The sequence below is a fragment of the Paenibacillus sp. EZ-K15 genome (assembly GCF_002573715.1).
In the GTDB taxonomy this organism is placed as follows: domain Bacteria; phylum Bacillota; class Bacilli; order Paenibacillales; family Paenibacillaceae; genus Paenibacillus_AQ.
In genome coordinates, this window is record NZ_PDHM01000003.1 from 99,009 (window position 1) to 123,617 (window position 24,609).

Sequence of the window (24,609 nt, forward strand, 5' to 3'; positions counted from 1 at the left end):
ACCGCTTAGTAAGAGGTCACCGAAAAGGATCATAAAGGTGGCTTGCTGTAGGCAAGATCATGTATTCATAAGGTTGATGATGCTAATCTTCTTTCGACGGGAAGATATCAATTCGGCTGCAGCATCTCCAAAAATGCCCCTGCAGCCAGCGAGGGCGACACCTGCTTCCGAACAGCGACACCAATATATCGATCCGGTAATGGCGTTTCTGTTCGAAGCTCTAGCAAGGAACCGTCCGAGATGCGAGACGCGACGAAGGCTCGCGGCAAGAATGCTGTTCCATAACCGCGCTCGGCAAATTCCGCTAACATGTCCAGGCTGTTCAACTCGAAGTCGGCTTCCGCTTCCACTCCTTGTGACCGGAACCACCCTTCGATGAAGGAACGTGTCGAGCTGCCGGGGGATAGCATTAAGAGGGGGAGCTCCGCCAACTGTTCTGTAGGAAGGGGCTCTCGCGCCCATTCTGCGAAGGCCGTTCCGATCACAGCGCAATAAGGGGAGGCATGCGAGTCGATGATTTGGATCTCTTCATCCGACACGGGCAGGTGAACAAAACCGAGATCTAACGAGCCTTTCTTTAAACGCTCCAAAATGCTGCTTGTCCGCTCCTGTGACAGCTGAATGCGGATGTCGGGATAGCGGACATGGAATCGGTCGAGCAAGGAGAGAAGAAAGTCCTTAACGATCGCTCCGTTCGCGCCAATCTTCAGCCTGCCTTCGCTGAACTGCTGTAGCCTTTTCAAGCGTCGTTCGGCTGAATCAAGTTCGTCGAATGCTTGCCTTACATGCTGATACAAGGCCTGACCTTCTTGCGTTAAGCGGACCCCCTTGGATAACCGGTCGAACAGCCCCACACCGAGTGCTTCTTCCAACTGCTTGATGGCGTAACTCACAGAAGGCTGTGTCATATGGAGGTTTTGCGCAGCTTTCGTCAGATTGGAAGTCTCTGCGGCATGCAGGAACACTCGATACCATTCCATGTTTGCGATCATTTGTCATCAATCCTCTCTATGGCAACTCTACAATATTACGATTTCATTTATTTCAAATATACCTCTAAACTGAAGGAGAAGGAATCGAAAGTATTCGGGAGGTATGGACATGGCAGGGAGTACGTTTGGAGAGCGGTTAAAAATGACTACGTTCGGGGAATCACACGGAGAAGCGGTAGGGGTCATTTTGGAAGGCGTCACACCGGGCGTTGAGCTGGACGAGGCCTACATTCAGATTCAGATGGATCGAAGAAGACCCGGGCAATCTTCAGTTACAACTCCTCGCAAGGAATACGATAAGATACGAATTTTATCCGGTCTTTTCGAGGGGCGAACGACGGGAACGCCACTGTGCATCATGCTTAACAACACCGACATGCGCCCGTCGGCATACGACACAATCAAATCGGCCTACCGGCCCGGGCATGCGGATTTCACTTATGAAAAGAAATACAAGATCCGCGACTATCGCGGTAGCGGAAGAGCTTCGGGAAGGGAGACAGCTGCGCGAGTGGCTGCCGGAGCAGTGGCTCGCAAGCTTCTGGAACGTCGGGGCGTCTCCATCATGGCTTATACCACGGAGATTGGCGGCATCCGCTGCGAGCAATTCGACGCCGATGCTATCGAACGGAATGCAGTTCGTGCGTGTGATCCTGAAGCGGCCGTTCGCATGATCGAGAGGATCGAACGACTGGCCGAAGAGGGCGACAGCTGCGGGGGGATCGTCGAATGCCGAATTAGCGGCATTGCCGCAGGACTGGGGGAGCCCGTATTCGACAAGCTTGATGCTGAGTTAGCGAAGGCTATGTTATCTGTCGGCGCGATTAAGGGCATTGAATTCGGGACGGGCTTCCAGGCAGCCTCTATGCGGGGAAGCGAACACAACGATCAGATGGACGCAGGAGGGTTCCGGACGAACCATGCCGGCGGGATCATCGGTGGTATCAGCACCGGTGCGGACATTGTGTTCCGAGTCGTCGTAAAGCCGACTTCATCCATTTCTATCCCTCAACAGACGGTCGATGTAGATGGCACCGAACGGGAGATTGCGACGATCGGCAGGCACGATCCATGCATCTGTCCCCGCGTCGTACCCGTGATTGAAGCGATGGCTTGCATGGTAATCGAGGATCATTACAAGCGTCAAGCTGCCTTGCAGGACGAATAGCAGGAACAATATGGATGAATCCGGCCCAAGAGCGTCAGCAGTGTCGTCATCTCAGCCATCGTTATTTTCGACGGTATATTCGCCACGTTAATTCTTTGGGTGTGGTTCGTTGAATTGAGCTGTCTGCGGCCGTCCCATGAGCGGCAGGTTGTCCAAGTTAGCGGTAAGAGCAGGTTATTATACAGCCAAAAACCGGAAGAGACTGAAGTCTTCTTCCGGTTTTTGGTTTAAGAGATAAGAAAGTATAAACATCCGAGGCTTAGCATCCTTATCTCGCAAGAAAAACTTCCGTTAAATGCGATCTGTTTACTGTGAAAGTACGTTGATAGACGTTTTTCTTATATTTAAAGATCCAATGCGGCTACAAGTCCCGGGGGGTGGGACTGAAATCGCATTAAACCAGAGTTTTCAAGGAATCCGGCGTGAATGGTGCCAACTCGTCGAAACGTCCGTCTCGAACCTTAGCAGCCCATTGCGGATCAGCCAGTAGGGCACGGCCTACGGCAACCAGGTCAAATTCATGCTCCTCAAGGCGGTTCAGCAGCTCTTCAAGGTCCTTCTGGCCGGCACCCTTGCCTTGGGTGAAGAGGCTGGTAAACACTTCATCCAAGCCGACAGAACCAACGGAGATGACCGTTTTCCCTGTCAGTTTCTTGGCCCATCCAGCAAAGTTCAGGTCAGAACCTTCGAATTCAGGCTCCCAGAAGCGGCGGGTCGAGCAGTGGAATATATCGACTCCAGCGTCTGACAGCGCGGTTAACAACTGACCCAGCTTTTCAGGCGTATCCGCCAGCTTGGCTTCATATTGGGTCGTCTTCCATTGGGATAGGCGAATGGCAACCGGGAAGTCCGGACCCACCGCTTGACGTACGGCTTTCACCACTTCGACCGCAAAGCGGGCACGCTTCAGCATGTCACCTCCGTATTCATCGGTACGTTGGTTCGTTCTTTCCCAGAGGAATTGGTCGATCAGGTATCCGTGAGCACCATGGATTTCTACCCCGTCAAAGCCAATGCGCTTGGCATTCGCAGCCGCATCGGCATAAGCTTGAATGACCTGCTCGATCTCATCCTTGGTCATCGGCTTCGTGACGATGTTGCCGTCCAGGTCAAGTCCGGATGGTCCGATCGGTAGTGCCTCCGGATTTGGCTCGGCACCTATTGGTCTTGTCATGCCGATGTGCCAAATTTGCGGCATGATCTTACCGCCGACTTCATGGACCTGACGGACCACCTCGGCCCAGCCGTTCAATGCGGCTTCACCATGGAAGTTAGGCACATTGGGGCTATCGGTAGCCGCTGGATGGTTAATCAGTGTTCCTTCGGTAATGATCAATCCGACGCCATTCTCCGCACGGCGGCGGTAGTAAGCGGCCACATCCGGACCCGGAACGCCATTCGGGGAGAACCCGCGCGTCATAGGGGCCATCACCACGCGGGACGAAAGAGTAAGGTTACCGATGGTAAATGGCTCGAATAGGGATGCTGTAGATCGGACATTTTGATTTTGGTTGGTCATGTATGGAATCCTCCAATATGTTTAATATGCTTTTCTGTATTTTCATAAAAATAGATATATATGATAAAAAGAAAGAGCTTTTAAGCTTAATCTTCAATTTGAATTTGCTTTTTAAGCCTAAAGCTCTTTCTTGAGTTGTTCGATAAAACGCTGAATGCCCTCCTCATTACGTCTGTAATATGTCCACTGGCCCGCTCGATGGGATTCCAGTAGACCGGCCTTTTGCAATTTTACCAGATATCCAGAAACGACCGACTGAGCGAGTCCTGTTTTATCCGAAATGGAGCCCACGCAGATACCGCCCTGAAAATCACATTTAGAAGGCATGTGATCCTGCGGATCAAAATGTTCCTCGGGATGCTTCAGCCACTCCAGGATTTTAAACCGGGACTCGTTTGATAGTGCTTTGATGGTTTGTAAGGTATCCATATGCTTATTATATCTATTTTTATAGAAATGTAAATATGGTTTTTAAAAAGATGGCTATCGGAGGATACCGACGAAACCAAGCATTTATTGTTTTGCCGTATGAAGGATGCAGACTACAGCTTACCGTGCTCCCACAAATTCAGCTGATTTGATGCCGGCTTGGCGGCCGAAAATAATGATCTCGGCAACAGAGTTGCCACCGATCCGGTTTTGACCGTGCAATCCGCCTGTTAGTTCACCGGCTGCAAACAATCCTGGAATAGGCTTGCCGTCTTTATCCAAAACTTCCGTGTTCGTGTTGATTTTTACGCCGCCCATGGTGTAGTGAATACCGGGGGCGATTTGGATGGCATGGTATGGCGCTCCGGACAAGTCGTTATCCATGCCTGTCGTTCTGTTGAATTCGGTATCTTTATTGTTCTTCACCGCACTGTTCCATGTATCCAGAGTGGCTTTAAGCTGATCAGCTGGAACGCCCATTTCTTTGGCCAAAGCCTCGATCGAATCACCTTGAATGACAAAGCCCATTTTCTCATATTGCTGAATCGCTTTGACGCGGGATTTTACCCCGGAATCAAACACAAGATAAGCCGATTTTTCAGGAAGCTTATTGATGGCGCCGGTGACGTTGTCCCGAGTATCCAGCTCGTTTGTGAAACGTTTGCCTTGGCTGGTCACGAGGATGGCTCCTTCTCCCCGAACGGCTTCCCCGATGAGATAAGATTTCTCCTGCTGCACCGTAGGGTGAACCTGGATTTGATCCATATCGACCGTTGTACCGCCGAGTTTTTCAATCATGGTGATGCCGTCACCGGTGCTGCCTTCCTGGTTGGTGGTCACGTACCCTTTCAGATCGGACCGAACTTCGGAAATCATGTCCATATTGGCTCCGAAACCGCCGGTTGTCACAACGACGGCATCTGCTGCAATATTTTTCTCATCATTCTCGTTGAAGATAACTTTGACGCCGTTTACCTTGCCGTCTTTTTCCGTAATATCCGTTACCTTGGAATTGACGAATAGCGGGATTTCTTGTTCTTGTACATTTTTCACCAGTCCGTTGACAAGGTATTGTCCTACCGCCGAGCCGTCCTCAGGACGGTGCGTGCGCTTTTCGTTCATGCCGCCCGTAATGGTGATATTGTTCAACCGAATCCCGATGGAATCCAGCCAATCGATCGCGCTTGCCGAATTGTCAACGAAGAAACGAAGCATGTCTTTGTCGTTGGTTCCATGACCGCCCTTTAAAGTCTCTTCATAAAATAAATCGTTGTTGTCCTTAATGCCCTGTTCTTGTTGGAACTTGGTTTCGGAAGCATTCATGCCCGAAGATGATTTTATGGTATTCCCGCCGGCAATCGGCATTTTTTTAAAAATAACCGGGTTCATGCCTTTATCTTTTGCCTCAAGGGCAGCAGACATACCTGCTCCGCCTGCACCGACGATGATGATATCATACTTTTCTTTGAGCTGATCGATCGGCGTATAACCGGTTTGGGACGCACCCGAAACGGCTGTTTCCTGGGCTTCTTCCTTTTTCTCGGTGTCCTGACTCTGATCCTGTTTCCCGCTGCCGCATCCCGCGATGGCGAGCATGAAAGAGAGAATGAGTATAAGCGTTGCTGCAACTTTCTTTTTCACTGTGTAACCCTCCATTTTCTCTATATCTATTTAGTTGACCATAAAGAGCCAAACGAAAAAGGAGGTCGTAACGTAGAATAACGAGAAACGAAAGGGAACGTAAGCGTTGCCTTTATTCTTCGAATCTCAGATCTTCCCCGGTTGCCTCCCTCTGGTCAGCCTCGTTAGGTCCACTTCATTGTAATATAGAGCAGTCAATTAAGTGGTGAATTATTTCACAATATGTATTGAGTTTTATTTATAACGATGCCACCGGGTTACGATCTTCTCGACTTTTGCGTGTTTCCAATTTATTTTGCCTCATAGGGATACCGCTTTTTCGCGTTGAGTTCCTTTATAATGAAGATGTATAATCTGATAATTGCCTTTGTGGATGATCACGTTCTTGATTGGAGGGGTTTTATGGCACAAACAACAAAAAAGGCGCTTGCCCTATCGCTAAAAAAAATGCTTGAGAAAAAAACGCTTGATAAGATAACCGTTATTGATATTGTTGAGGACTGCGAAGTAAATCGCCAAACGTTTTATTATCATTTCAAGGATATTTATGATCTTGTGGAGTGGATTTGCACGAGCGAGGCTACCATAGCGCTGGATGGCAAGAAAACATATGACACGTGGCAGCAGGGCCTATTGCAAATATTTGAGTATGTGCTGAAAAACAAGGCGTTTGTGACGAGCGTCTATCATTCGATTAAACGAGAGCAGCTGGAAAGGTACCTATTTAACGTAACGTATAATCTTTTGATAGGGGTTATCGATGAAAAGGCCGTTACGATGTCGATCAGGGATGAGGATAAGTCGTTTATCGCTGACTTTTATAAATATGCGTTTGTAGGGCTGATGCTGGATTGGATTGCTAAAGGGATGAAGGAAGAGCCCGCTGCGATTGTGGACCGGCTAAGCATTTTGATTCAAGGGGATATTTTTTTCGCGCTTGAAAAGTTTAAATCGCACCACGATTATTAGACAATATTAAGCTTTTGTCGAAAGTTTCGACATTAGGCGGACATTGTCTATGGGAGACCTCCGAATATTTTCTTATGATGAAGTTGCTAGAATCAATTCGGAGGTGACTGGAATGTATTATAGCAATGGAAATTATGAAGCGTTTGCCCGTCCGGAAAAACCGGTCGATGTCGACAAAAAATCAGCATATCTGGTTGGAGCCGGTTTAGGCTCTCTGGCAGCTGCGTGCTTCCTTGTGCGCGACGGCCAAATGAAGGGAGAACGGGTTCACATTCTGGAGGAGCTTAGTCTTCCCGGAGGTGCCTGCGACGGAATTCATGACAGCGATAAAGGTTTTATTATTCGCGGTGGACGGGAAATGGAAGATCATTTTGAATGCTTGTGGGATTTGTTCCGTTCCATTCCGTCTCTTGAAATTGAAGGCGCATCGGTTTTGGATGAGTTTTATTGGCTGAACAAGAAAGATCCGAACTATTCTCTAATGAGAGCCACGGTTAACCGAGGCGAGGATGCCCATACGGATGGAAAATTTGCTCTGAGTGAAAAAGCTTCGCTGGAAATCGTGAAGTTATTCTTTACTCGAAACGAAGATTTGTATGATAAGCAAATTACCGATGTATTCACGGAGGATTTCTTTGCCTCGAATTTCTGGCTTTACTGGAGAACGATGTTTGCCTTTGAAGATTGGCACAGCGCTTTGGAGATGAAGCTTTACATTCAAAGATTCATTCACCATATTGGCGGACTGCCTGATTTTTCGGCGCTAAAATTTACGAAATATAATCAATATGAGTCATTGATTCTGCCAATGATGAAATATTTGCAGTCGCATGGCGTTCATTTCCAATATGATACAACGGTCACGAATGTAGTATTTGATATTCAAGGTAATAAGAAGGTTGCCAAGCAAATGGTATGTCGCCGTGCTGGCAACGAGGAATATATCGATTTAACGGAAGATGATTTGGTGTTTGTGACAAATGGCAGCTGCACGGAAAGTTCTTCTTCGGGCGACCATCATCGTGCGGCTGAATTCAATCGTTCCACAGGCGGCTGCTGGGAGCTCTGGAGGAATATCGCCAAGCAGGATCCATCCTTTGGGCGCCCCGATAAATTCTGCACGAATACGGAAGCGACGAACTGGGAATCGGCAACCGTTACGACCCTTGATGACAGAATCCCGCCTTATATCAGAAAAATCTGTAAACGCGACCCGTTCAGCGGAAAGGTCGTTACCGGCGGCATCGTGTCCGTTAAGGATTCCAAGTGGCTCATGAGTTACACTCTAAATCGTCAACCGCATTTCAAAGAGCAGCCGAAGGATCAGCTTGTGGTGTGGGTGTATGGATTATTCACCGATGTGCCGGGCGATTACGTCAAGAAGCCGATGAGAGAATGTACCGGCGAGGAAATTACGATGGAATGGCTGTACCATATGGGTGTGCCTGAGCATGAAATTGCGGACATGGCTGCCAACTCTGCCCGCTGCATCCCGACCATGATGCCTTACATTACGGCATTTTTCATGCCGAGAACAGAAGGAGACCGGCCAAAAGTAGTTCCGGATGGTTGCGTCAACTTCGCGTTTATCGGACAGTTTGCCGACACGGTTCGCGACACCGTATTTACAACCGAATATTCGGTTAGAACGGCAATGGAAGCCGTGTATACCTTATTAAACGTGGACCGCGGCGTACCTGAAGTATTCGGCTCCTGCTATGACGTCCGCGTACTGCTGGACTCCACTTCCAAAATGATGGACGGTAAAAAACTAACCGATTTGAAGCTTCCGTTGATCATGAACTTATTAGAAAAGCAGGCTTTAAAAAAAGTTTCCGGAACTGTCATCGAAGATTTACTGAAACGCTATAACATCATATAGTCGAAGTTCCATTGTCAAAGATGATATGGAGCATCAACGAGCGCACCAATCCCAAGATTGGTGCGCTGCTTTATTCTACATAAAAAACTGGAGCATCCTCAGATGTTATAATATAGGTAAACATTGCAAAAATGAAGGAGCGGGGTGCTATAAATTAGATGCGGAGATGAATTTCGAAACTTTGCGCAGTTGAACAACTTTATGAAGTATGGCGGGTTCATCGAAATGCCTGAGAACCAGGGAATCCCCCTCCACGAGTGGATGCTTGCCTGTCAATTCAGCAGCAGGAGCACCAAAGGCATTCGATTGGATTTTGAGTATCGGCATTGCGATTTGACGCTGGTGTATGTGCAAGATCATTACTATGGCTCTCTTCTTGATTATAAGCGACTGTCAAAAATCCAAGACAAAGATAAGATCATAAGAAGCTGTGAGATCCATTTCTGGCCTTATTTCGAGGACTATGCGAAGGAACAGGGATTGATCATCCAAAGATGCACAAAAACCAAAAATAGCATCAGAGCCGTATTAAGTAACGGATTGCGATTGACGTTTCATTACTCCAAGGCTCATGATGATTATCTGATCCGCGAAATAACCAGCCAGTTCGGAAACAAAAGGCTGATGAACTTATCACTTTTGGAACCCGCAATCCTTGAGATGGAGAGTTTGAATTTATCCCTAATCCAGTACTTGAAACAGGGGGGATTCTTTAACCTTCCCGGCCATGAAAACCGCGGTTTGGACGATTTATTGATGAAGTGCTCCGCCAAAGATAGCCACAGCGGTATATCCGGCACCATTTTGGGATTTGAGTTTAAACATTGGCTGATGGAAATTTTTTACGATAACAATCGGGAGCTGATAGGGGAAAATCTGAAGTTCCTGGGCAATGTCCACTGCCAAAGCAAGGATGAAATCATAGCGGAAACCGAAATTCATTTTTGGGAACATTTTAGGCGGTACGCGGAGCAACATGGAATGCAAATCATCGAAACGTGCACAAGCCCGGATCTAATCATTGCCTTCTTAAATACCGGATCCAATTTGCATTTTGATTATATAGAGGAATACGGGGATTACTTGGTGAGCGTGATCGAAGGCGACGGGGCGAAGCATAGGGATACTTATAGAAAAATGTATAAGTCCTAAATGTTGGAGTCCTGGGATTCATACGAATATGGGAATAAACAAACACGATAGATCCCTGGTCCTTATGGCCTCAGGAGACCTATCGTGTTTATTTATTCTTTGAAGGCTAGGCCCTTCTCGGCAAGTGCTTCGCGCAGTATTCGGATCGCTTTGGGTCCTACCCCGTGAAGCGCCAGCAGTTCTTTCTCGGATGCCTGGGTGAGGTCGGCAAGCTGATGATAGCCTGCGACGATAAGGGCTTGCCGTGCAGGTTTGCCGGCTTTAATGGGAAAGTCGCTCTCTGCAGCCGGAGTGGGGGGGTGTCACGCATGGAGATCCCTCTCTTTTCGGTTGTTTTGTTAAAGCGGATATAAGGCACGAGAATGAATGGTAGACGCTAAGTTTGTAGAAATAATTAGTAAGATTATGTTATACATCTAATGTTCTGTAAAGATCGAATCCCATATTCATGGCAGAAAAGGCAGATTCATGGAGGGTTCAGACAATCTTCATAAATTCTATTGACAATCTTAATGAGAATAATTATCATTGTGCTGAGTATTGATAATGATAATTGTTCTCAATAATTATTATTAATAAACAATATCTACAATACATAGAGGGTATGAGGGGGAGAAATTCGATGCGCAGTATGAAGGGTCTCGTGTTTATCGTATTGATATTTGCTTTGGTTTTAGCCGGTTGTGGCGGAGGCGCAGCATCCAACCAAGGAAGCGGCTCCACCGCGGCACCTAATTCGGATCAAGAGGCTGCACAGGGTGGGGATAACACCGAGGCCACGCCGGAGACCCGAACCATTAAGCACGCCCTGGGCGAAACGGAAATCACTGGCGTTCCTAAGCGTATTGTCGCACTGGAGTGGCTTTACGCGGAAGATGTCCTTGCGCTCGGCGTTCAGCCCGTCGGCATTGCAGATATTGAGGGGATGAACCAATGGGTAAACATTCCGGTGGAGATCGGTTCGGACGTGACCGATGTCGGCACTCGTCAAGAGCCGAATCTCGAGCTTATCGCTTCCTTGAAGCCGGACCTGATCATCGGTTTGAAATCGAATCTTGAAGCTGGCTATGATACTTACAACAGCATCGCGCCAACATTGGTATTCGATCCTTATCCGGTTGAGGGACAAGGGGACCAATATGAAGAGATGGTTAATACCTTTAATACGATTGCTGACGTGCTTGGCAAAAAAGACGAAGCTGCAAAAGTGCTTAGCGACCTGGATCAAACCTATGCCGACGCCAAAGCCAAGCTTGAAGCTGCCGGTATGACGGAAAAACCATTTGCGCTGGCGATGGGGTACAGTAACCAGAATGCGGTGACGTTCCGGATTTCGACGGACAATTCCCTGGCCGTCAAAATTCTGGAGCACATCGGGTTAACCAATGCCCATAAGCCTAATCAATTTGAGGTTTATGGATTTACCACTGGGGACGTAGAGGCATTGCCTGCCCTTCAGGATGCAAATTTCCTGCATATGATTCAGGATAGCGATAACGTCATCGAGAACCAATTGAAGGACAATCCGGTATGGAAAGGTCTGAACTTTGTTAAAGAAGACCGCGTGTATGCACTTGGCGGTGACATGTGGCCATACGGCGGCCCATTGTCTGCCCAAACCATGGCTCAGAAGACAGCTGATCTGCTCACAAAATGAGTCTCGGCAAGAAACTGGCACAAGGCTCCGCGCCGATGAGCATCCATCCAGCCCCACCCGTTTCCTCAGGTAGGGGCTGGAAGCCGTTATGGATGCTGGCTGGAGGTCTTGTGGCTCTGTTATTTCTCACATTTATCAGCTTGACGCAAGGGCTAGCGGATATATCCGTCAAAACGGTGGTCCAGGCTTTGGTGTCTCCTCAGGATATTGCAGATCATCATCTCATCCGCAGCGTGCGCCTTCCTCGAACAGTGATGGGCCTATTATCGGGCGCGGCCTTGGCGGTGTCGGGTGTGCTTATGCAGACCGTCACGCGCAACCCGCTGGCATCGGAGACAACGCTTGGCGTGAATGCCGGCGCTTATTTGGCCGTCGTGGCGGGGATGATCTTCTGGCCGGGACTGCTGCATCAGTATGCCCTTCCTTTGGCTGTGGCAGGAGGAACACTGGCGGCTGTAGCGGTTTATGCGCTGGCGGGAAAAACGCAGGGCTCCCCCTTGCGGATTGCATTGTCCGGGATGATTGTCACCCTGGTTTTATCCTCCGTTACGAGTGCGCTGGTGCTGCTGAACCAGCAAACGACGCAGGGGATTTTTCTGTGGGGCTCCGGCTCGCTAATTCAGAATGACTGGGATGGCGTAGCTTTTTCATGGCCGTGGATCATTGGCGGATTGATCGTGCTGTGTTTGGCGGTACGCCAGTGGGACATTCTGACCCTCAATGAAGAGTCGGCACGTTCCCTTGGCCAAAAAGTCGGCACCACCCGCTTGCTTGCGATGGGGGCAGCCATTGTGCTGGCCTGTGTAACCGTTAGTGTAGTGGGTCCGATCGGCTTTATCGGGCTGGTCGCTCCCCATCTGGTCCGCCTGTCCGGGGTGGTCCGGCATGCGGGGTTAATTCCGCTGGCTGCCTTATGGGGCTCTGCACTGCTTGTCGGGGCCGACACGGTGGCCAGGATGTTCATAAACGCCTACGGTGAGCTTCCGGTCGGGGCCATTACGGCCATGATCGGGGCTCCGTGCCTCATCTGGCTTGCCATGCGGGTATCCCGCTCGTTGATCGGAGGGCGCGGGGCTTCCGGCGGATCGGCCATGGCGGGCACGAGCCTGCGCCGGATACCTTATCCGGCCTTGGTAACGCTGTTCAGCGTGCTGCTGGTGCTGGTATGGGTATTCAGCCTGATGAGCGGCAGTCTGCGCATTCCCTTCACGGAAGTGCTGGCCGTGCTTACGGGAGGCGGCGAGTCGATGTATCGCCAGATTCTGCTGGAGTTCCGCTTGCCCAGGCTGTTGACTGCCGGTTTGTCTGGCATGGCACTGGCCGTCAGCGGCAGTCTTCTGCAGAATGCGGTCCGGAATCCGTTGGGGGATCCCCAGGTGATCGGGGTGACCAGCGGAGCCGGTGCGGGCGCACTGCTTCTGATGGTAGGCTTTCCGCAATTGTCGGCTGGCTGGGTACCGGTCGGTGCGGTTCTCGGGGGTATGGCTGCAGCCGCTTTGGTATATGCGGTGTCCTGGAAGAGAGGACTTCATCCGACGATTCTTACGCTGGTCGGCATTGCCGTCGCCGCGCTTGGTTCTGCCATCATCAATCTGATGATCATTCACGCGAAGGTCGACGTAGCGCCCGCATTATCCTGGATGGCGGGAAGCACGTATAACCGGGGCTGGACGGAGGTGCAGCGGATTGTTCCCGCCATTCTGATCCTGCTGCCGCTGGCTGCATGGCTCGGGCGGAAGGTGGATCTGCTGACGTTCAGCGAAGAAAGCTCCACCGGTCTTGGCCTTCATGTGCGGAATACCCGGATGTATGTGGCCATCATTGCGGTGCTGTTGGCTTCGATTGCCGCAGCCAATGTCGGCTCGGTCGGCTTTATCGGACTGCTTGCGCCGCATGCCGCCAGGATGCTGGTCGGCGCCCGCCATCGGCAATCGATGGTCATCGCGGCGCTGCTCGGCGGAATTTTGCTGGCTGGGGCAGACTGGATCGGGAGAGTGGTCATGATTCCGAAGGAATTGCCTTCGGGTATCGTTACCGCGCTTCTGGGTGCGCCTTATCTGTTATATCTGATGGGGAAAACCAATAAGCTGAAGAAGAAATAACCGTCATGATGATTAAATATCCCAAAAAGGCTATTCCATAGTCGCCAAGAGAGGTGACATGGGATAGCCTTTTTTGTCTTCATTCGGTTGATTATTAGATTTGCCTCGCTTTGCTTTGCCTTGCTTCTTCTGGCTGTGGTCGGCTGTTAGGCTTCCGTGTACCGCACAAAAGACAGGATGATATCCTGCGGATGATCTCCGAAACCCGAACCATATAGATTCAGGCCGTTCGGGTGCTCGGCGTCTTTCTTCACTTCAAAGCGGACGCGGATGGGCCGGTTAAAGGCAAGCTCCAGCGATTCGATGGTCGTGGTGCTGGACTCGTGGCCATTGACCTGGCTGCCTTGCTTGGTTACGCGCCATTCCGTCAGCATGCCGTACTCACTGCCGCTTCTCCATTTATCCGGGGTGAGTTTCCCCTTGCGATCACCAAAATCACCGGGACTTGTCCAAGTGCCTACAGGGAGGTCGTTGATGCTAACGGTGATGTCGGATGGCCAATCCTGCTGGAAGGAAGGCGCCTCGGAGCTAAGCTCCGCGCGGATGCGCAGCTCATCAAGAGCCGCTCCGGGCGGCATAGGGTTCGCAAAATAATATTCGATATATCCTGATCCCGAGAACCAGAGCAGCGCAGCCTCCGTTCGTTCCGGCATGTAAAAGGCGCGCGGGTCGTCAGGGGACCCGATCAGAGATCCGTCCCGAGCTGCCATACCGCATGTTGGCTCGATGAAACAGTGGGAGAACATACCGATCGGCATGTGGATTTCTTCCGTGCGCTGCAGCCCCTCGCCGGGCTTCGAGGGGAGTTCGAGAAAAATGGAGCGGCAGGTGACGGCGCAGATTTTTTCCCGATTCGCTCCTTGCGAAGAGACGATCAGATCCGCTTGCTCCAGCATCTGGACATTAATGGACACCGTAGGCTGCGCAATCCCAAGCGCCTCCGCCAACTGACCGACACTCATCGGTTTATCGCCGAGCGCTTCAAGGATGCGGACACGGACATCACTGGATAGGGCTTTGGCTACTTCCACGATCCGGGATGCCGGATAACGGTTGGTTTCCAGCTTCGATTCGTTCATAATCCCCTTCCTTTACTGAAGAGTTGTAGTGACTCCAAGTGTACAATAAATTCGATATATTGTAAAAGTATAATGTACATTGCATTTATTATATACAGATGCTAGAATAGGGGCAAATTCAGAAAAAGGAAAGGTTGTGTTCGCTTCATGAAGACTCCTGTAGCACCCTCCATTCACACGGAAATTCCGCGCGCGGAGTACCCCAGACCGGATTTTGAACGAAAAGATTGGCTGAATTTGAACGGCCAGTGGTCGTTCCGGCTCGATACGGAAGGATCAGGTAATGTACGACAGCAGGCAGGTACGAGCGCCGGTGATGACGCTACTGGCTTGCAGGGCGGAGACACCAGCCTTTTTACCTCAGAGATTACGGTGCCGTTCTCTTGGGTCAGTCCCTTGTCCGGTATTGAGCGTAACGAGAAGGGGGTAGGCTGGTATCGTCGGTCCGTGAAATGGGAGCCGGCGAAGAAGCAGTCCCGAATCTTTCTGCGGTTTGGCGCCGTGGATTATCTGTGTGATGCATGGGTCAACGGCAAGCATGTCGGCTCGCATCAAGGCGGCTACGGAGCCTTTGAATTTGACGTGACAACAGTGTGGGATTCGGCAAAAGATAATACGATCGTTGTGCGTGCAGAGGACTTCGACCACAATTACCAAGCCCGAGGGAAGCAGGGGTATGGCGAGATCAGGGGCATTTGGCAGCCGGTTTGGCTGGAGGCCAGCCCCCAAACCTACTTGGAGCAAGCAATCTTTACAACCTCCATTGACGGTCAGATCGAATTGAAATCCAAGATCCAGGCTCAAGAAGCAGGCCCAGTGACACTCCAACTCTCGTTTGCGGAGGGCTCGGTTACGCATCAGGTGGAGTGGGAGCTGCAAGAAGGCGCGAATGAACGGACAACGGTATTCCAAGTCCACGACCCGCGGCTGTGGAGTCCCGAAACCCCTCATTTATACGAAGGGGAGCTGCGTCTGGCCGGTTCATCCGGCGAAGATGTCGTCCATACTTATTTTGGCATACGCGAGATCGGAACGGCGAAGTTCGACGGACGGGATTATCGCTGGATTACGCTCAACGGAAAGCCGATCTATTTAAACGGGACGCTGGACCAATCCTACCACCAGACGGGATTTTTCACCTACCCGACGGATACGGAGATGCGGGACGAGATCTATCTGATGAAACGGCTTGGACTGAACTTCGTGCGAATTCATATTAAGCCGGAGGAGCCCCGCAAGCTGTATTGGGCGGATAAACTTGGGATTCTGGTAATGGAGGATATGCCATGCTTCTGGGGTAATCCGGATGAAACGGCGCGTTCTGCCTATGAACGCGAAGCGCAGGAAGTGATTGAGCGGGACCGGAATCATCCGTCGATTTTTTCATGGGTTATGTTTAACGAAACTTGGGGACTCCGTACCGACAGTAAAACGACGGGTTTAACGGGCGGAGAGGAGCAGCACAGCTACTATCTTCCGGAGACGCAGGAATGGGTAAGGGAGAAATACAGATGGGCCAAGGAGCTGGACCCGACTCGGATTGTGGAGGACAATTCTCCATGCGCTTACGATCATGTGGAGACGGATATCAACACGTGGCATTTTTACATCAATGGGTATGAACCGCTGCGCAATCATATCGAGGAGATTGTCCAGAAGACTCATCCGGGATCCGAACATAACTATATCGGCGGCAATCAGCAAGGCGATGCTCCGCTCATGAACAGCGAATGTGGAAACGTGTGGGGAATTGACGGAGGAGCCGGGGACAGCGATCTCGCGTGGCATTACCATTACATGCTGAACGAATTCCGGCGCCATGATAAGCTGTGCGGTTTCGTATTTACGGAATTCCGTGACGTGACAAACGAATTCAACGGCTACTACCGTCTGGATGGGACGGACAAAAAATTCGGGTATGAGGATTTTGTGCCGGGCATGACGATCGCGGACCTGCACACGCCGGACTTCATCGTGATTGACGCACCGCCTTGCCAGACGCTGGAGCAAGGGGCTGAGGCCGTCATACCGCTGCTGCGCTCCAGTTATTCGGATCAATACCATGGACAGAAGCTTATTCTGGCTTGGGAATTATCCTATGATCAGCTCGGAACGAAGGTTGTAACTGATCAAGGGACCCTGGAAGTGGCCTGGGAAGGCTACGGTGTTACGCCACTAACGGAATTGAAGCTTCGCATGCCGAAGACGGATGCAGTTGCGATCCTCGGAGTTCGCCTCGTGAATGCAGCGAACGGTGTGGTAACGCGCAACTTTACGACGTTTGACGTGCGTGGCGGAGAGGGACAGGGGAATGTTGGAGTGGAAGGCAGAACCATAAGCATCCCGGTTAACACATTCCGTGAGCAAAGCTTCGCCAACATGTGGGAGGCGCTTCAAGGCTCCAAAGTGAATGGCGGCGGAGAGGGCCGATTCGTCTATGAGGTGCAGCTGCCGGATCATGACGAACAGCCGCTGATCCGCGATATCGAGATTTTCTTCGAGGCTGGCGCGAAACGCTTATTAGCCAGAAATATCGAGGGTGCACGGCATCGCACGCACGGAATCGACTTTATGCACGGGGCGTCGGCAGACGTGGAGTATAACCCAAGCACTTATTATATGACGGATGAAGAGCTGCATGAATCCCGTGTATCCGTGTGGGTGGACGATGTTCAAATCGGCGAGGCTGTGCTCGCAGATGATCCTGCCGATAGCCGAGGCGTTCTGTCGTGGCACTATCAGCCGGTCAACAACCTTCTGGAAGAGGCCGGTTCGTACGGATACTTGTGCCAGGCACAGGTACCGGGAAGACTCGCGGCAGAGCTTGACCGCAAGCGCAGCTTCCGACTGGAGCTGCGGGCCGAGGAAGGCGGCATCAGTCTGTATGGTCGGAATGCAGGCCGCTATCCGATCGATTTGTTGGTGCGGTGCCGGTGATCATGGCAAATATAAACCATTAATGTAACACATAATAGTAAGTGGGCTGTCCATTTGTAGTGAATAACTACGTGCCGGGCAGCCCATTTTGTATGGAGATTTTTCGACTCGGCCCTGAGGTGGAGATAGGGTGTTATCGGGTATTCTAGCCTTCTTTGAAATTAACGCCGCTCTCTTTCCTCACTTAGTCTGTGCGTGCAATAATACGAGCAATCGCAGAATCTGTCTTTATAAGTAGCGGTAATGCTATAATCTCAAAAGATTTTAGATTCAATAACTGATCAACATTCACTAGATTCTCAGCTAAAAGCACTTGATTATCAAATAGATATTTATGAATTTCAAATGGAAACTTATCGGGTGATGGTGTATCCAACCCAATCATTTTTATCTTCTTTCGAACCACCAATTCAGCAAACTCTTTCGTTAAAGTTGGATATTCAGTAAAATACTTCTCTTGCCTGAAGTAGATACTGTGTCCTGTATAAAGAATCAATATTGTTCCTTCATTTATCAAATGCTCGTATTCATCCTTATAATCGATTCGATTCATTCCAGAGACATTCAACAATGTTCCTCTCCCAATAAATGATTCTAACGGGAAGTCACATAAGTATTGATCTGAATTCATTAAATGCATAGGACCATCAATATGTGTTCCAGTATGCATATTGATGGTTAATTGATGATTACAGTAACCATCTGTCATCAGGTTTTTTGTTTGTATTAATTCCATCTCACTGTCACCAGGATACGCAGGTAGCTGACTTTGGATCATGTGAGTCAAATCTATAAGCTTCATTGATATCCCTCATTCTTTTTTTCTTATCATTGCGAAGATTTCCTAGAATATTTCAGTATTAAAACTCGCTTGGCCTAGATATACGCCCTAATCCCAATCCATATAAAAATTCACCACGAGCTTTTCTTGCCCACAATCAGGACAATCAAGTGCTTACACGCCTCTCCCATAAACTCAACCACCGATCAAGAATAATCTTGTATAGATGTCAACTGATTTTTCTAACAACTATTTTTCTATACATCCCGTTCAGCATGACGGGGTTATCTTCTTCTATACTTAAATTTTTATTATTTCTTAGGTATAACTCTTCAAAATTCAATCCAATATCTGTTCCTAAGACCTTAATGAGTGGTCTAAACAACTTTTTTGATAACGAGAGTTTATTGTTACTAGGGGTAAACTTATCGAAAATAACGATTCTTCCTTCTTGTTTTAAAACTCTACCCATTTCTTGAAAACACTTGTCAGCATCAGGTACTACGGAAAGAATTAGACTTCCAACCACATAGTCAAACGACATATCGTTAAATGCCATATTTTGAGCGTCCATTTCTAAAAACTTAATGCGAGAATTCTTAAATTTCGCTCTTGCTTTTCTCAACATATCTGGTGAAAAATCTATAGCTGTTATATCTAAAGCATTATGGTTCAATAACTCTAAATCAGCTCCTGTGCCTACGCCGACAAAAAGTATCTTGTGTGTGTTATTGAAGGGAGTCTCTTGAAATATTTGTTTACGTGCATGGAGAAAAATGTTTGAATTGAAAATTTTATCGTAAATGGGGGACCAGATTTTATAAATAATTTTATTCCAATTGTTATTCATTAGTTGGCTCTCCTGAGTGTGATTAATGATCTTTACTAAGATAGTCCATATCTGCATCCTGAATCATTTATATGAATTGCAATATCTCTTCTGCTTCTTTTAAATCTTTACATCCTTCAATATCCATAAATCTTGTAATCTCTAACTAATGAGATAGTTGTAATAGCAAATTTCACCATTGGAGTAATCTCATTTTTTTAGGAAATGAATCGTTATTTCATTTACGATTCCTGCATGCTCCATTGTTAGTGAATGGCAGGCCCCAGCGATTAAATGGATCTCCAGATTGAAAATTAATTTTTTTGCGTTTTCAATTGCCTGTTTTGCAGGGTATATTACCTCTTTGTCTCCTATAATTAACAAAGTAGGAATTTGGAAGTTATTAAATTCTTCTTTAGCAAATACGGATGGCATCACGTGGAGAAGCGGTTTAGCATGGCGATAACCCGCGATGACTTGAGCGTGAAATACAGGGTCTAATAACTCCCCTTTGCCAGAGAACCATCTAAAAGCCCTGTTAATCCAATACTCAGTATGAAACAATAATGCAGGGTATATCTTCGAGAAGAATTTTAAACTTACATTATGGAAAGAGCCAGCAGGGGCATAAAGCATTAACTTTGACACACGTTCCGGATATGCAAGCGAAAAATTTAACGATAAGAATCCTCCCATCGAATGACCTGCCAAATCTACCTTATTAAATTGCAGTGCATTCAAAACTTCAAGTAACCAATGCCCTACTGCTTGCCTATTTTTTATTGCAACTGCTGGTTTACTTTTGCCGAAATCGCCCACGATATCAATGGCATATACACAGCGTTCTTGAATGAGCTGTTTCACATTGGGATACCACATCGTGCTGCTCATTGTCATTCCATGCAAAAGCAACAATGGTTTTTTACTCGTATCACCGAAGCATAGGAGATGTGTTTCTCCGAATGTTGTCGGGATATATCGTGATGTATATTCCATGTCAAACATATCTAAACTTTTCTCGTAACAAAGATAGTATTCTTTTTCACCTAATTCATTTTTAAAGATTGAATTCATTAATTGCTCCGTCCTATTTCTGATATTCTTATCAGAAATAAATATATTAAAAAGTATGAATCAGCATATCGCTGTTCAACTTAGCTGAGAGTTTTTCTGAAAAGCATCTTTAAATAGATAATCAGGGATATAAAGTGATTTTATGGCCTCTAACAAGCCTCGCAGGGTTGTTTGCTGATTTCACTTCCCCTAAAAGCCTTTCAGACCAAAGGGCCGTCAGGTCCGCAGCGTGAATACTGTGTTATGAGAATGCCAATATGTTCTCTTAATGAATTCGCTTCATATTCCATTACTTTATGTATATTAATTATTTGTTTTAGCTGATACACTCTATCTTGAAGTTTAGGGTTAGTTGGATTACTTTCTAACTGAGCAGCTAACGAGCAGAGCTGGGGCACTTCCCAGATGCTTCGTAAAGCGGTACTTATACAATAACCGTATCTAGCTAATCTCTCATCCCCTTCCCACCCCATTTCCCTCATTCCTTTAATGTAGGAGTAAAACAAAGAATCTCGATAATCTTCGTATTGATCCGTAGGAATGATTCCAAGGCTCATATTTACACCAAACATCTTACCGAGATCTTCTCCAATACCTGAGATACTCATGAACCGCCAATCAATGAGCACCACTTGTTCGTTTGGAGTTAAAAACATATTTTTTTGTCCTAAGTCTTGATGTGCTAACACACGAGGCAAATTGCTGAGAGAAGCCAACTTTTCATTTAATTCTTCAGTTAGTTTTTTGAACCAGTCCCAAATATACTTTACCTCTTGATCTTGTATCTGGTTTATGTATGACTCTGGGTTAGGCGCATACATTCGACTTGAGGTTGTCCACGATTTAAGCCAACTTTTACAGACCCATGATTCGTTTGGTATTGCTTTTACAGTAAGATATTCTGCGTTAAACATGCCAAGTCGGTTAGCAATAAAATCGAATTGCTCCTTTGAATTTGCAAAACACCCATTTACCCGCTCCATCCATAACCAGATAGTTCCATCATTCTGTTCTTCAACAAGATAAGTTTTTGGAGTTTTGATATATTCAGAAAGATGATCAAGGAGCTTGGATTCAAACAAAAGCGCCTCACGGCACCAGTAATTGTGATGTTGGATATCGTCCTTTTCTTCACTATCTGGCTTGATTACTTTTAGAATAATAGACCATGGCTGTTGTTCATTGTTAGTTTTTAAGAAACCGAATAAATGATATATACCTTTTGTAGTAAAATTCAAAGTTTCATTTTCTAAAGCTTCGCATGTTAAGGCATCTATCTCAAAAACTATGTCACCGATCAACTTATGAATACTAGCATAAAGTTGGTCTATTTTTTTCTCTATAGGTAAGCTTGTGCTATTGTTTATTATCATTTTAAGAATCACCCCTCTCTCTATTCTCGTGCTGATTTCCTATAACGAATTCGTCTAACATACACATACATGTATATTAGACAAAGAGGAGGTCAATCCTGCTCCATCTCCGATAAGGTTGCTTCAAATGAAAATCAAGCCTTATAAAAAAGCCAGCATCATCCGAAGGTTGGATAACACTGGCTTCTTTTGCCTGTCTTTTGACTAACCTGTTTCATCGCTTCTTCCAGAACAACTGCAGCGTCATCTTCGCGCACCATAGGGAGAACAGCAGGAACAGCAGCGCCCAGACAAAGGCCGGGAGCACGGTCATGTTGGCCAGGTTGGAGGCGTCGCCTGCTTGCTTGGGCTGGGTCAGCGCCATGGTCAGGAGGGTTAGCGGACCGACTACGGATTCTTCCAGCACGAGAAAGGCGAGCAGCAGGTAGTAGAAATTACGGACCTTCTCGCCGAGGAAATAGAAGATCAGATTCACGATCATAAAAATAATGAGCCACCATAATCCATAGCCGGCGCGAACGAAGAAGATGATCATAATGAGGGCAAGCACGGTAATGGTGATCAGGCCGGTGGCCTGTTTTCTCTTGGCATAGCCGTAGAACATCAGAATGGCGAACAGGGATGCCGACATATAGCCTGCAAGCGAGACCACAATCGGACTCCAGCCACCAGAAGCCAGCATGGAATAGGTCACGCCGCTGTGATCGGGATTCAGCTCGATGCTGAGCACGCGCCCCGACATCAGTAGGGTCATGACGGCATGCCCCAGCTCATGGATCATCGTATCCAGGATGCGGAACCAGGAAGAGAAGGGGATCAGCCTTGTCAGAATAGCCGCACCCACTAGAAATAACAATGCTTTCAGCCATTTATTCATTCGAAGGTCCTTTCAGCATAAAGTCATTCGCTAGACTATCATTCCGTCCATTATAATACAGATGAGAAACATGTGAAAACCGGTTAGTCCCTATAGGTTAAATGGTATAATTGAAGTTGTGACGGAGGTTCATATTCGATGAAAAACGATAAGCCTAACAACGACAATCACATAGAACATATAAGACATACTACGCTCGTGAATGACCAAGGGATTCGTTTTGCTGAATTTGAGCTGGCCGGCGACGAGCAGGACGTCTCGTTACTGGACAAGCCATCAGATCATCAGGGGCAGGAACCCGTTGATTCTGCTGCAGCAACGAAGGAATCCCTGATTGTGAAGCCTCAGCAGCCGCTGGATATGAATTGGGGCGAGGACTTCCGCTACGTGACCAAGGAGCAGCAATTCGTGCAAAAGGCAAGGGAGCTCGGATGGCATGTAGAGGGAGAGGCCCCTTTTGTAGCCTTCAAAAGCTATTGGCCGACCTACGACCAGATGGCCAGCGACCAGTTCAAATGGTATTTTTACTGGCGGGAGGAAGTAAGATCCGGGCGGTACCCGGATACGGACTTATCCTATTTGTTTGTCTATTTTTACGAGCTGATCCATGGCGTGGGCTGGAGCGATCCCCAGCAGGGCTATGCATTGATGGAGCAGGCGTGGACAGCCTACCGGAAGCGCTATGCCAAGCTGGATACGTACCTGCGGGAGTGGCTATATGATTTTATGATCGTGCATGGCCTGGATATGCCGATCCGGGAAACGTATCAGCGCTTCCCGCGCGTTTTATCCGCTGAGCTAAAGGAGAAGGAATGGAAGCGTCGGTTCTCTCTCCAGCCCGTGGAGCTGACGTGGGAGCTGCTGCTGGATTTGCTGGATTATGACGTGGAGAAGAGCCGTTTTTACCAGGAGAGTGGCCGCAAGGACCTGGAACAGTACGCCCCGAAGGTGATTGCACTCGTGGACAGTTACTTAGCCAAAATGAAGGGGCAGCGCTTCATCGACCGCTTTCAACCACGGCCCCGGCAGGTGAAACGGCATTTATTCCGCAGCGCGGTGTACGATCATGGGTTATACGGGCGAAACGTCGTGCTGACGGTAGTGTCCTTAAGCGAGTACGCTCCTCTGCGCTCTTATATAACGGGGCTGGTTCGCTTGACCGAGAATAAGCTGCGGGAATTGAGAGGCTTCAAGGGACGGCTGCGCGGCGTGGATGCGGTTGAGCCCGAAGTGGAAGAGATCATTACCCGTTATTTGAAAAAAGAGGTTCAGGAGCAGCTGGAGGCTCAGCGCAAACAGGCGATACCGGAGGTTCAGATCGACACGGGGAAGCTGCGCAGATTACAGCGGGAGTCGGACCAGGTCCGCGACATGCTGCTTACGGAGGAAGCGGGGCAGCAGGCTGAAGTGGTCAACAGCCAGCCGGCACTGGGGTCTGCTCCATCAGTTGGAGCTTCTTCGGGCCACTCCGAAGATGCGGGAACAAGCACTAACATGGCCGTGCTTTCCAAGGGTCGCTCCTCCCGAAAATCGGCGACAAAGAAACCGGACGTGTTCCAGGCGGTGATGGATTTTGATGCGGATCCTTATGAGCCCGACGCCATAGAGGTGCGTGATCAGCTTGATGAAGCAAATGGCATCGTTCGTTCCGTGAACACGGAACAATCGGAATTAGAAGCAGTTAACGGAAGATTTATGGAGCCGTCAGGGAGCACTGATGAACGTTCGCTGCAATCCATGGCTCCTCTAGAAGAGCATTCATCTGAAGCTGGCCTTATCCATGTTATGGCCCCGCACGTTGTAGATGAAGATGCCCTTACAGTGATGCCTACAGTAGGAGAGCAGTCGTGGCAATGGGAGGTAGAGGATGAGGAATGGCAGGAGCTTGCAGAGCGTCTCAATCCCATCCACCTAGAAGTTCTTCACGCCCTCAAGGCGGGACCGAACCGTCCGAGACTGCAGCAAATTGCGGAGAAGGCCGGTTCTATGCCGGCGTTATTGCTCGATGAGATCAATGAGGCCGCGATGGATACCATCGGCGATCTTCTGATCGATGGAGAGGCCATTGCGGATGATTATATAGATATGCTGGAGACATTGAAGTCCGTATAACCGAGCGGATTGAAATTGATTGGACTCATTATGCTT

18 protein-coding genes are annotated in these 24,609 nt (G+C 48.5%); 8 read left to right on the plus strand and 10 right to left on the minus strand.

Translation table 11 applies throughout. The annotated features are described in order from the left end of the window. Positions 1-107: 107 nt before the first annotated feature. On the minus strand, positions 108-992 hold the full coding sequence (locus tag CRG97_RS01085) for a LysR family transcriptional regulator (RefSeq protein ID WP_098741356.1): 885 nt from the start codon (positions 990-992) through the stop codon (positions 108-110). A gap of 109 nt (positions 993-1,101) precedes the next feature. Here CRG97_RS01085 and aroC point away from each other — a divergent pair, with 109 nt between their 5' ends. Next, positions 1,102-2,160: a chorismate synthase gene (gene aroC / locus CRG97_RS01090; protein ID WP_098741357.1), complete on the plus strand. Its 1,059-nt coding sequence runs from the start codon at positions 1,102-1,104 to the stop codon at positions 2,158-2,160. A gap of 394 nt (positions 2,161-2,554) precedes the next feature. On the opposite strand, the gene CRG97_RS01095 is transcribed toward aroC, so the two are convergent. The 3 genes from CRG97_RS01095 to CRG97_RS01105 all read right to left on the minus strand — a co-directional run bounded on the left by CRG97_RS01095 (position 2,555) and on the right by CRG97_RS01105 (position 5,749). Continuing rightward, positions 2,555-3,679 (minus strand): NADH:flavin oxidoreductase, encoded by a 1,125-nt coding sequence (locus CRG97_RS01095; protein ID WP_098741358.1) that lies wholly within the window; start codon positions 3,677-3,679, stop codon positions 2,555-2,557. A 117-nt stretch (positions 3,680-3,796) separates the two neighbouring features. Beyond that, entirely contained in the window at positions 3,797-4,108 is a 312-nt protein-coding gene (locus CRG97_RS01100) for an ArsR/SmtB family transcription factor (protein ID WP_098741359.1), read from the minus strand. Between the two features lie 120 nt (positions 4,109-4,228). Then, positions 4,229-5,749 carry a flavocytochrome c gene (locus tag CRG97_RS01105; RefSeq protein ID WP_098741360.1) on the minus strand — a complete coding sequence of 507 codons (1,521 nt, stop codon included), beginning with the start codon at positions 5,747-5,749 and terminating at the stop codon, positions 4,229-4,231. A gap of 402 nt (positions 5,750-6,151) precedes the next feature. On the opposite strand from CRG97_RS01105, the gene CRG97_RS01110 reads away from it, so the two are divergent. The 5 genes from CRG97_RS01110 to fhuB all read left to right on the plus strand — a co-directional run bounded on the left by CRG97_RS01110 (position 6,152) and on the right by fhuB (position 13,511). Beyond that, complete coding sequence (locus CRG97_RS01110; protein ID WP_098741361.1) at positions 6,152-6,718, plus strand: TetR-like C-terminal domain-containing protein; 567 nt, start codon at positions 6,152-6,154, stop codon at positions 6,716-6,718. A 112-nt stretch (positions 6,719-6,830) separates the two neighbouring features. Next, positions 6,831-8,600 carry an oleate hydratase gene (locus CRG97_RS01115; RefSeq protein WP_098741362.1) on the plus strand — a complete coding sequence of 590 codons (1,770 nt, stop codon included), beginning with the start codon at positions 6,831-6,833 and terminating at the stop codon, positions 8,598-8,600. A gap of 225 nt (positions 8,601-8,825) precedes the next feature. Then, entirely contained in the window at positions 8,826-9,752 is a 927-nt protein-coding gene (locus tag CRG97_RS01120) for a hypothetical protein (RefSeq protein ID WP_153047479.1), read from the plus strand. A gap of 622 nt (positions 9,753-10,374) precedes the next feature. Further along, positions 10,375-11,409 carry an ABC transporter substrate-binding protein gene (locus tag CRG97_RS01130; RefSeq protein WP_098741364.1) on the plus strand — a complete coding sequence of 345 codons (1,035 nt, stop codon included), beginning with the start codon at positions 10,375-10,377 and terminating at the stop codon, positions 11,407-11,409. Further along, complete coding sequence (fhuB, locus tag CRG97_RS01135) at positions 11,406-13,511, plus strand: Fe(3+)-hydroxamate ABC transporter permease FhuB (protein WP_343225180.1); 2,106 nt, start codon at positions 11,406-11,408, stop codon at positions 13,509-13,511. Before CRG97_RS01130 ends, fhuB begins: the two co-directional genes overlap by 4 nt. Before the next feature lie 146 nt (positions 13,512-13,657). On the opposite strand, the gene CRG97_RS01140 is transcribed toward fhuB, so the two are convergent. Beyond that, complete coding sequence (locus CRG97_RS01140; RefSeq protein ID WP_098741365.1) at positions 13,658-14,590, minus strand: ArsR/SmtB family transcription factor; 933 nt, start codon at positions 14,588-14,590, stop codon at positions 13,658-13,660. Between the two features lie 147 nt (positions 14,591-14,737). Between CRG97_RS01140 and CRG97_RS01145 the strand changes: the two genes are divergently transcribed. Next, positions 14,738-17,527, plus strand: a complete 2,790-nt coding sequence (locus tag CRG97_RS01145; RefSeq protein WP_098741366.1) for a glycoside hydrolase family 2 protein — start codon at positions 14,738-14,740, stop codon at positions 17,525-17,527. Positions 17,528-17,711: 184 nt separating this feature from the next. On the opposite strand, the gene CRG97_RS01150 is transcribed toward CRG97_RS01145, so the two are convergent. The 5 genes from CRG97_RS01150 to CRG97_RS01170 form a co-directional block, all read right to left on the minus strand. Continuing rightward, complete coding sequence (locus CRG97_RS01150) at positions 17,712-18,329, minus strand: cyclase family protein (RefSeq protein WP_098741367.1); 618 nt, start codon at positions 18,327-18,329, stop codon at positions 17,712-17,714. A 208-nt stretch (positions 18,330-18,537) separates the two neighbouring features. Then, positions 18,538-19,158 (minus strand): class I SAM-dependent methyltransferase, encoded by a 621-nt coding sequence (locus CRG97_RS01155; protein WP_098741368.1) that lies wholly within the window; start codon positions 19,156-19,158, stop codon positions 18,538-18,540. 189 nt (positions 19,159-19,347) lie between these two features. Continuing rightward, positions 19,348-20,211, minus strand: a complete 864-nt coding sequence (locus CRG97_RS01160) for an alpha/beta fold hydrolase (protein ID WP_098741369.1) — start codon at positions 20,209-20,211, stop codon at positions 19,348-19,350. A gap of 200 nt (positions 20,212-20,411) precedes the next feature. After that, positions 20,412-21,584, minus strand: a complete 1,173-nt coding sequence (locus tag CRG97_RS01165; RefSeq protein WP_098741370.1) for a phosphotransferase — start codon at positions 21,582-21,584, stop codon at positions 20,412-20,414. A gap of 214 nt (positions 21,585-21,798) precedes the next feature. Further along, the gene (locus tag CRG97_RS01170; RefSeq protein ID WP_098741371.1) at positions 21,799-22,461 is read right to left on the minus strand and encodes a M50 family metallopeptidase; all 663 of its coding nucleotides are present in this window, start codon (positions 22,459-22,461) and stop codon (positions 21,799-21,801) included. A 138-nt stretch (positions 22,462-22,599) separates the two neighbouring features. Here CRG97_RS01170 and CRG97_RS01175 point away from each other — a divergent pair, with 138 nt between their 5' ends. After that, positions 22,600-24,573, plus strand: a complete 1,974-nt coding sequence (locus tag CRG97_RS01175; protein ID WP_098741372.1) for a TerB N-terminal domain-containing protein — start codon at positions 22,600-22,602, stop codon at positions 24,571-24,573. Positions 24,574-24,609 lie beyond the last annotated feature (36 nt).

Excerpts from the sequence above, each read along its gene's own strand:
- CRG97_RS01085 (WP_098741356.1), bottom strand. The coding sequence starts at position 992 with ATGATCGCAAACATGGAATGGTATCGAGTGTTCCTGCATGCCGCAGAG.
- aroC (WP_098741357.1), top strand. The coding sequence starts at position 1,102 with ATGGCAGGGAGTACGTTTGGAGAGCGGTTAAAAATGACTACGTTCGGG.
- CRG97_RS01095 (WP_098741358.1), bottom strand. The coding sequence starts at position 3,679 with ATGACCAACCAAAATCAAAATGTCCGATCTACAGCATCCCTATTCGAG.
- CRG97_RS01100 (WP_098741359.1), bottom strand. The coding sequence starts at position 4,108 with ATGGATACCTTACAAACCATCAAAGCACTATCAAACGAGTCCCGGTTT.
- CRG97_RS01110 (WP_098741361.1), top strand. The coding sequence starts at position 6,152 with ATGGCACAAACAACAAAAAAGGCGCTTGCCCTATCGCTAAAAAAAATG.
- CRG97_RS01115 (WP_098741362.1), top strand. The coding sequence starts at position 6,831 with ATGTATTATAGCAATGGAAATTATGAAGCGTTTGCCCGTCCGGAAAAA.
- CRG97_RS01120 (WP_153047479.1), top strand. The coding sequence starts at position 8,826 with ATGCCTGAGAACCAGGGAATCCCCCTCCACGAGTGGATGCTTGCCTGT.
- CRG97_RS01130 (WP_098741364.1), top strand. The coding sequence starts at position 10,375 with ATGCGCAGTATGAAGGGTCTCGTGTTTATCGTATTGATATTTGCTTTG.
- fhuB (WP_343225180.1), top strand. The coding sequence starts at position 11,406 with ATGAGTCTCGGCAAGAAACTGGCACAAGGCTCCGCGCCGATGAGCATC.
- CRG97_RS01140 (WP_098741365.1), bottom strand. The coding sequence starts at position 14,590 with ATGAACGAATCGAAGCTGGAAACCAACCGTTATCCGGCATCCCGGATC.
- CRG97_RS01145 (WP_098741366.1), top strand. The coding sequence starts at position 14,738 with ATGAAGACTCCTGTAGCACCCTCCATTCACACGGAAATTCCGCGCGCG.
- CRG97_RS01150 (WP_098741367.1), bottom strand. The coding sequence starts at position 18,329 with ATGAAGCTTATAGATTTGACTCACATGATCCAAAGTCAGCTACCTGCG.
- CRG97_RS01155 (WP_098741368.1), bottom strand. The coding sequence starts at position 19,158 with ATGAATAACAATTGGAATAAAATTATTTATAAAATCTGGTCCCCCATT.
- CRG97_RS01160 (WP_098741369.1), bottom strand. The coding sequence starts at position 20,211 with ATGAATTCAATCTTTAAAAATGAATTAGGTGAAAAAGAATACTATCTT.
- CRG97_RS01165 (WP_098741370.1), bottom strand. The coding sequence starts at position 21,584 with ATGATAATAAACAATAGCACAAGCTTACCTATAGAGAAAAAAATAGAC.
- CRG97_RS01170 (WP_098741371.1), bottom strand. The coding sequence starts at position 22,461 with ATGAATAAATGGCTGAAAGCATTGTTATTTCTAGTGGGTGCGGCTATT.
- CRG97_RS01175 (WP_098741372.1), top strand. The coding sequence starts at position 22,600 with ATGAAAAACGATAAGCCTAACAACGACAATCACATAGAACATATAAGA.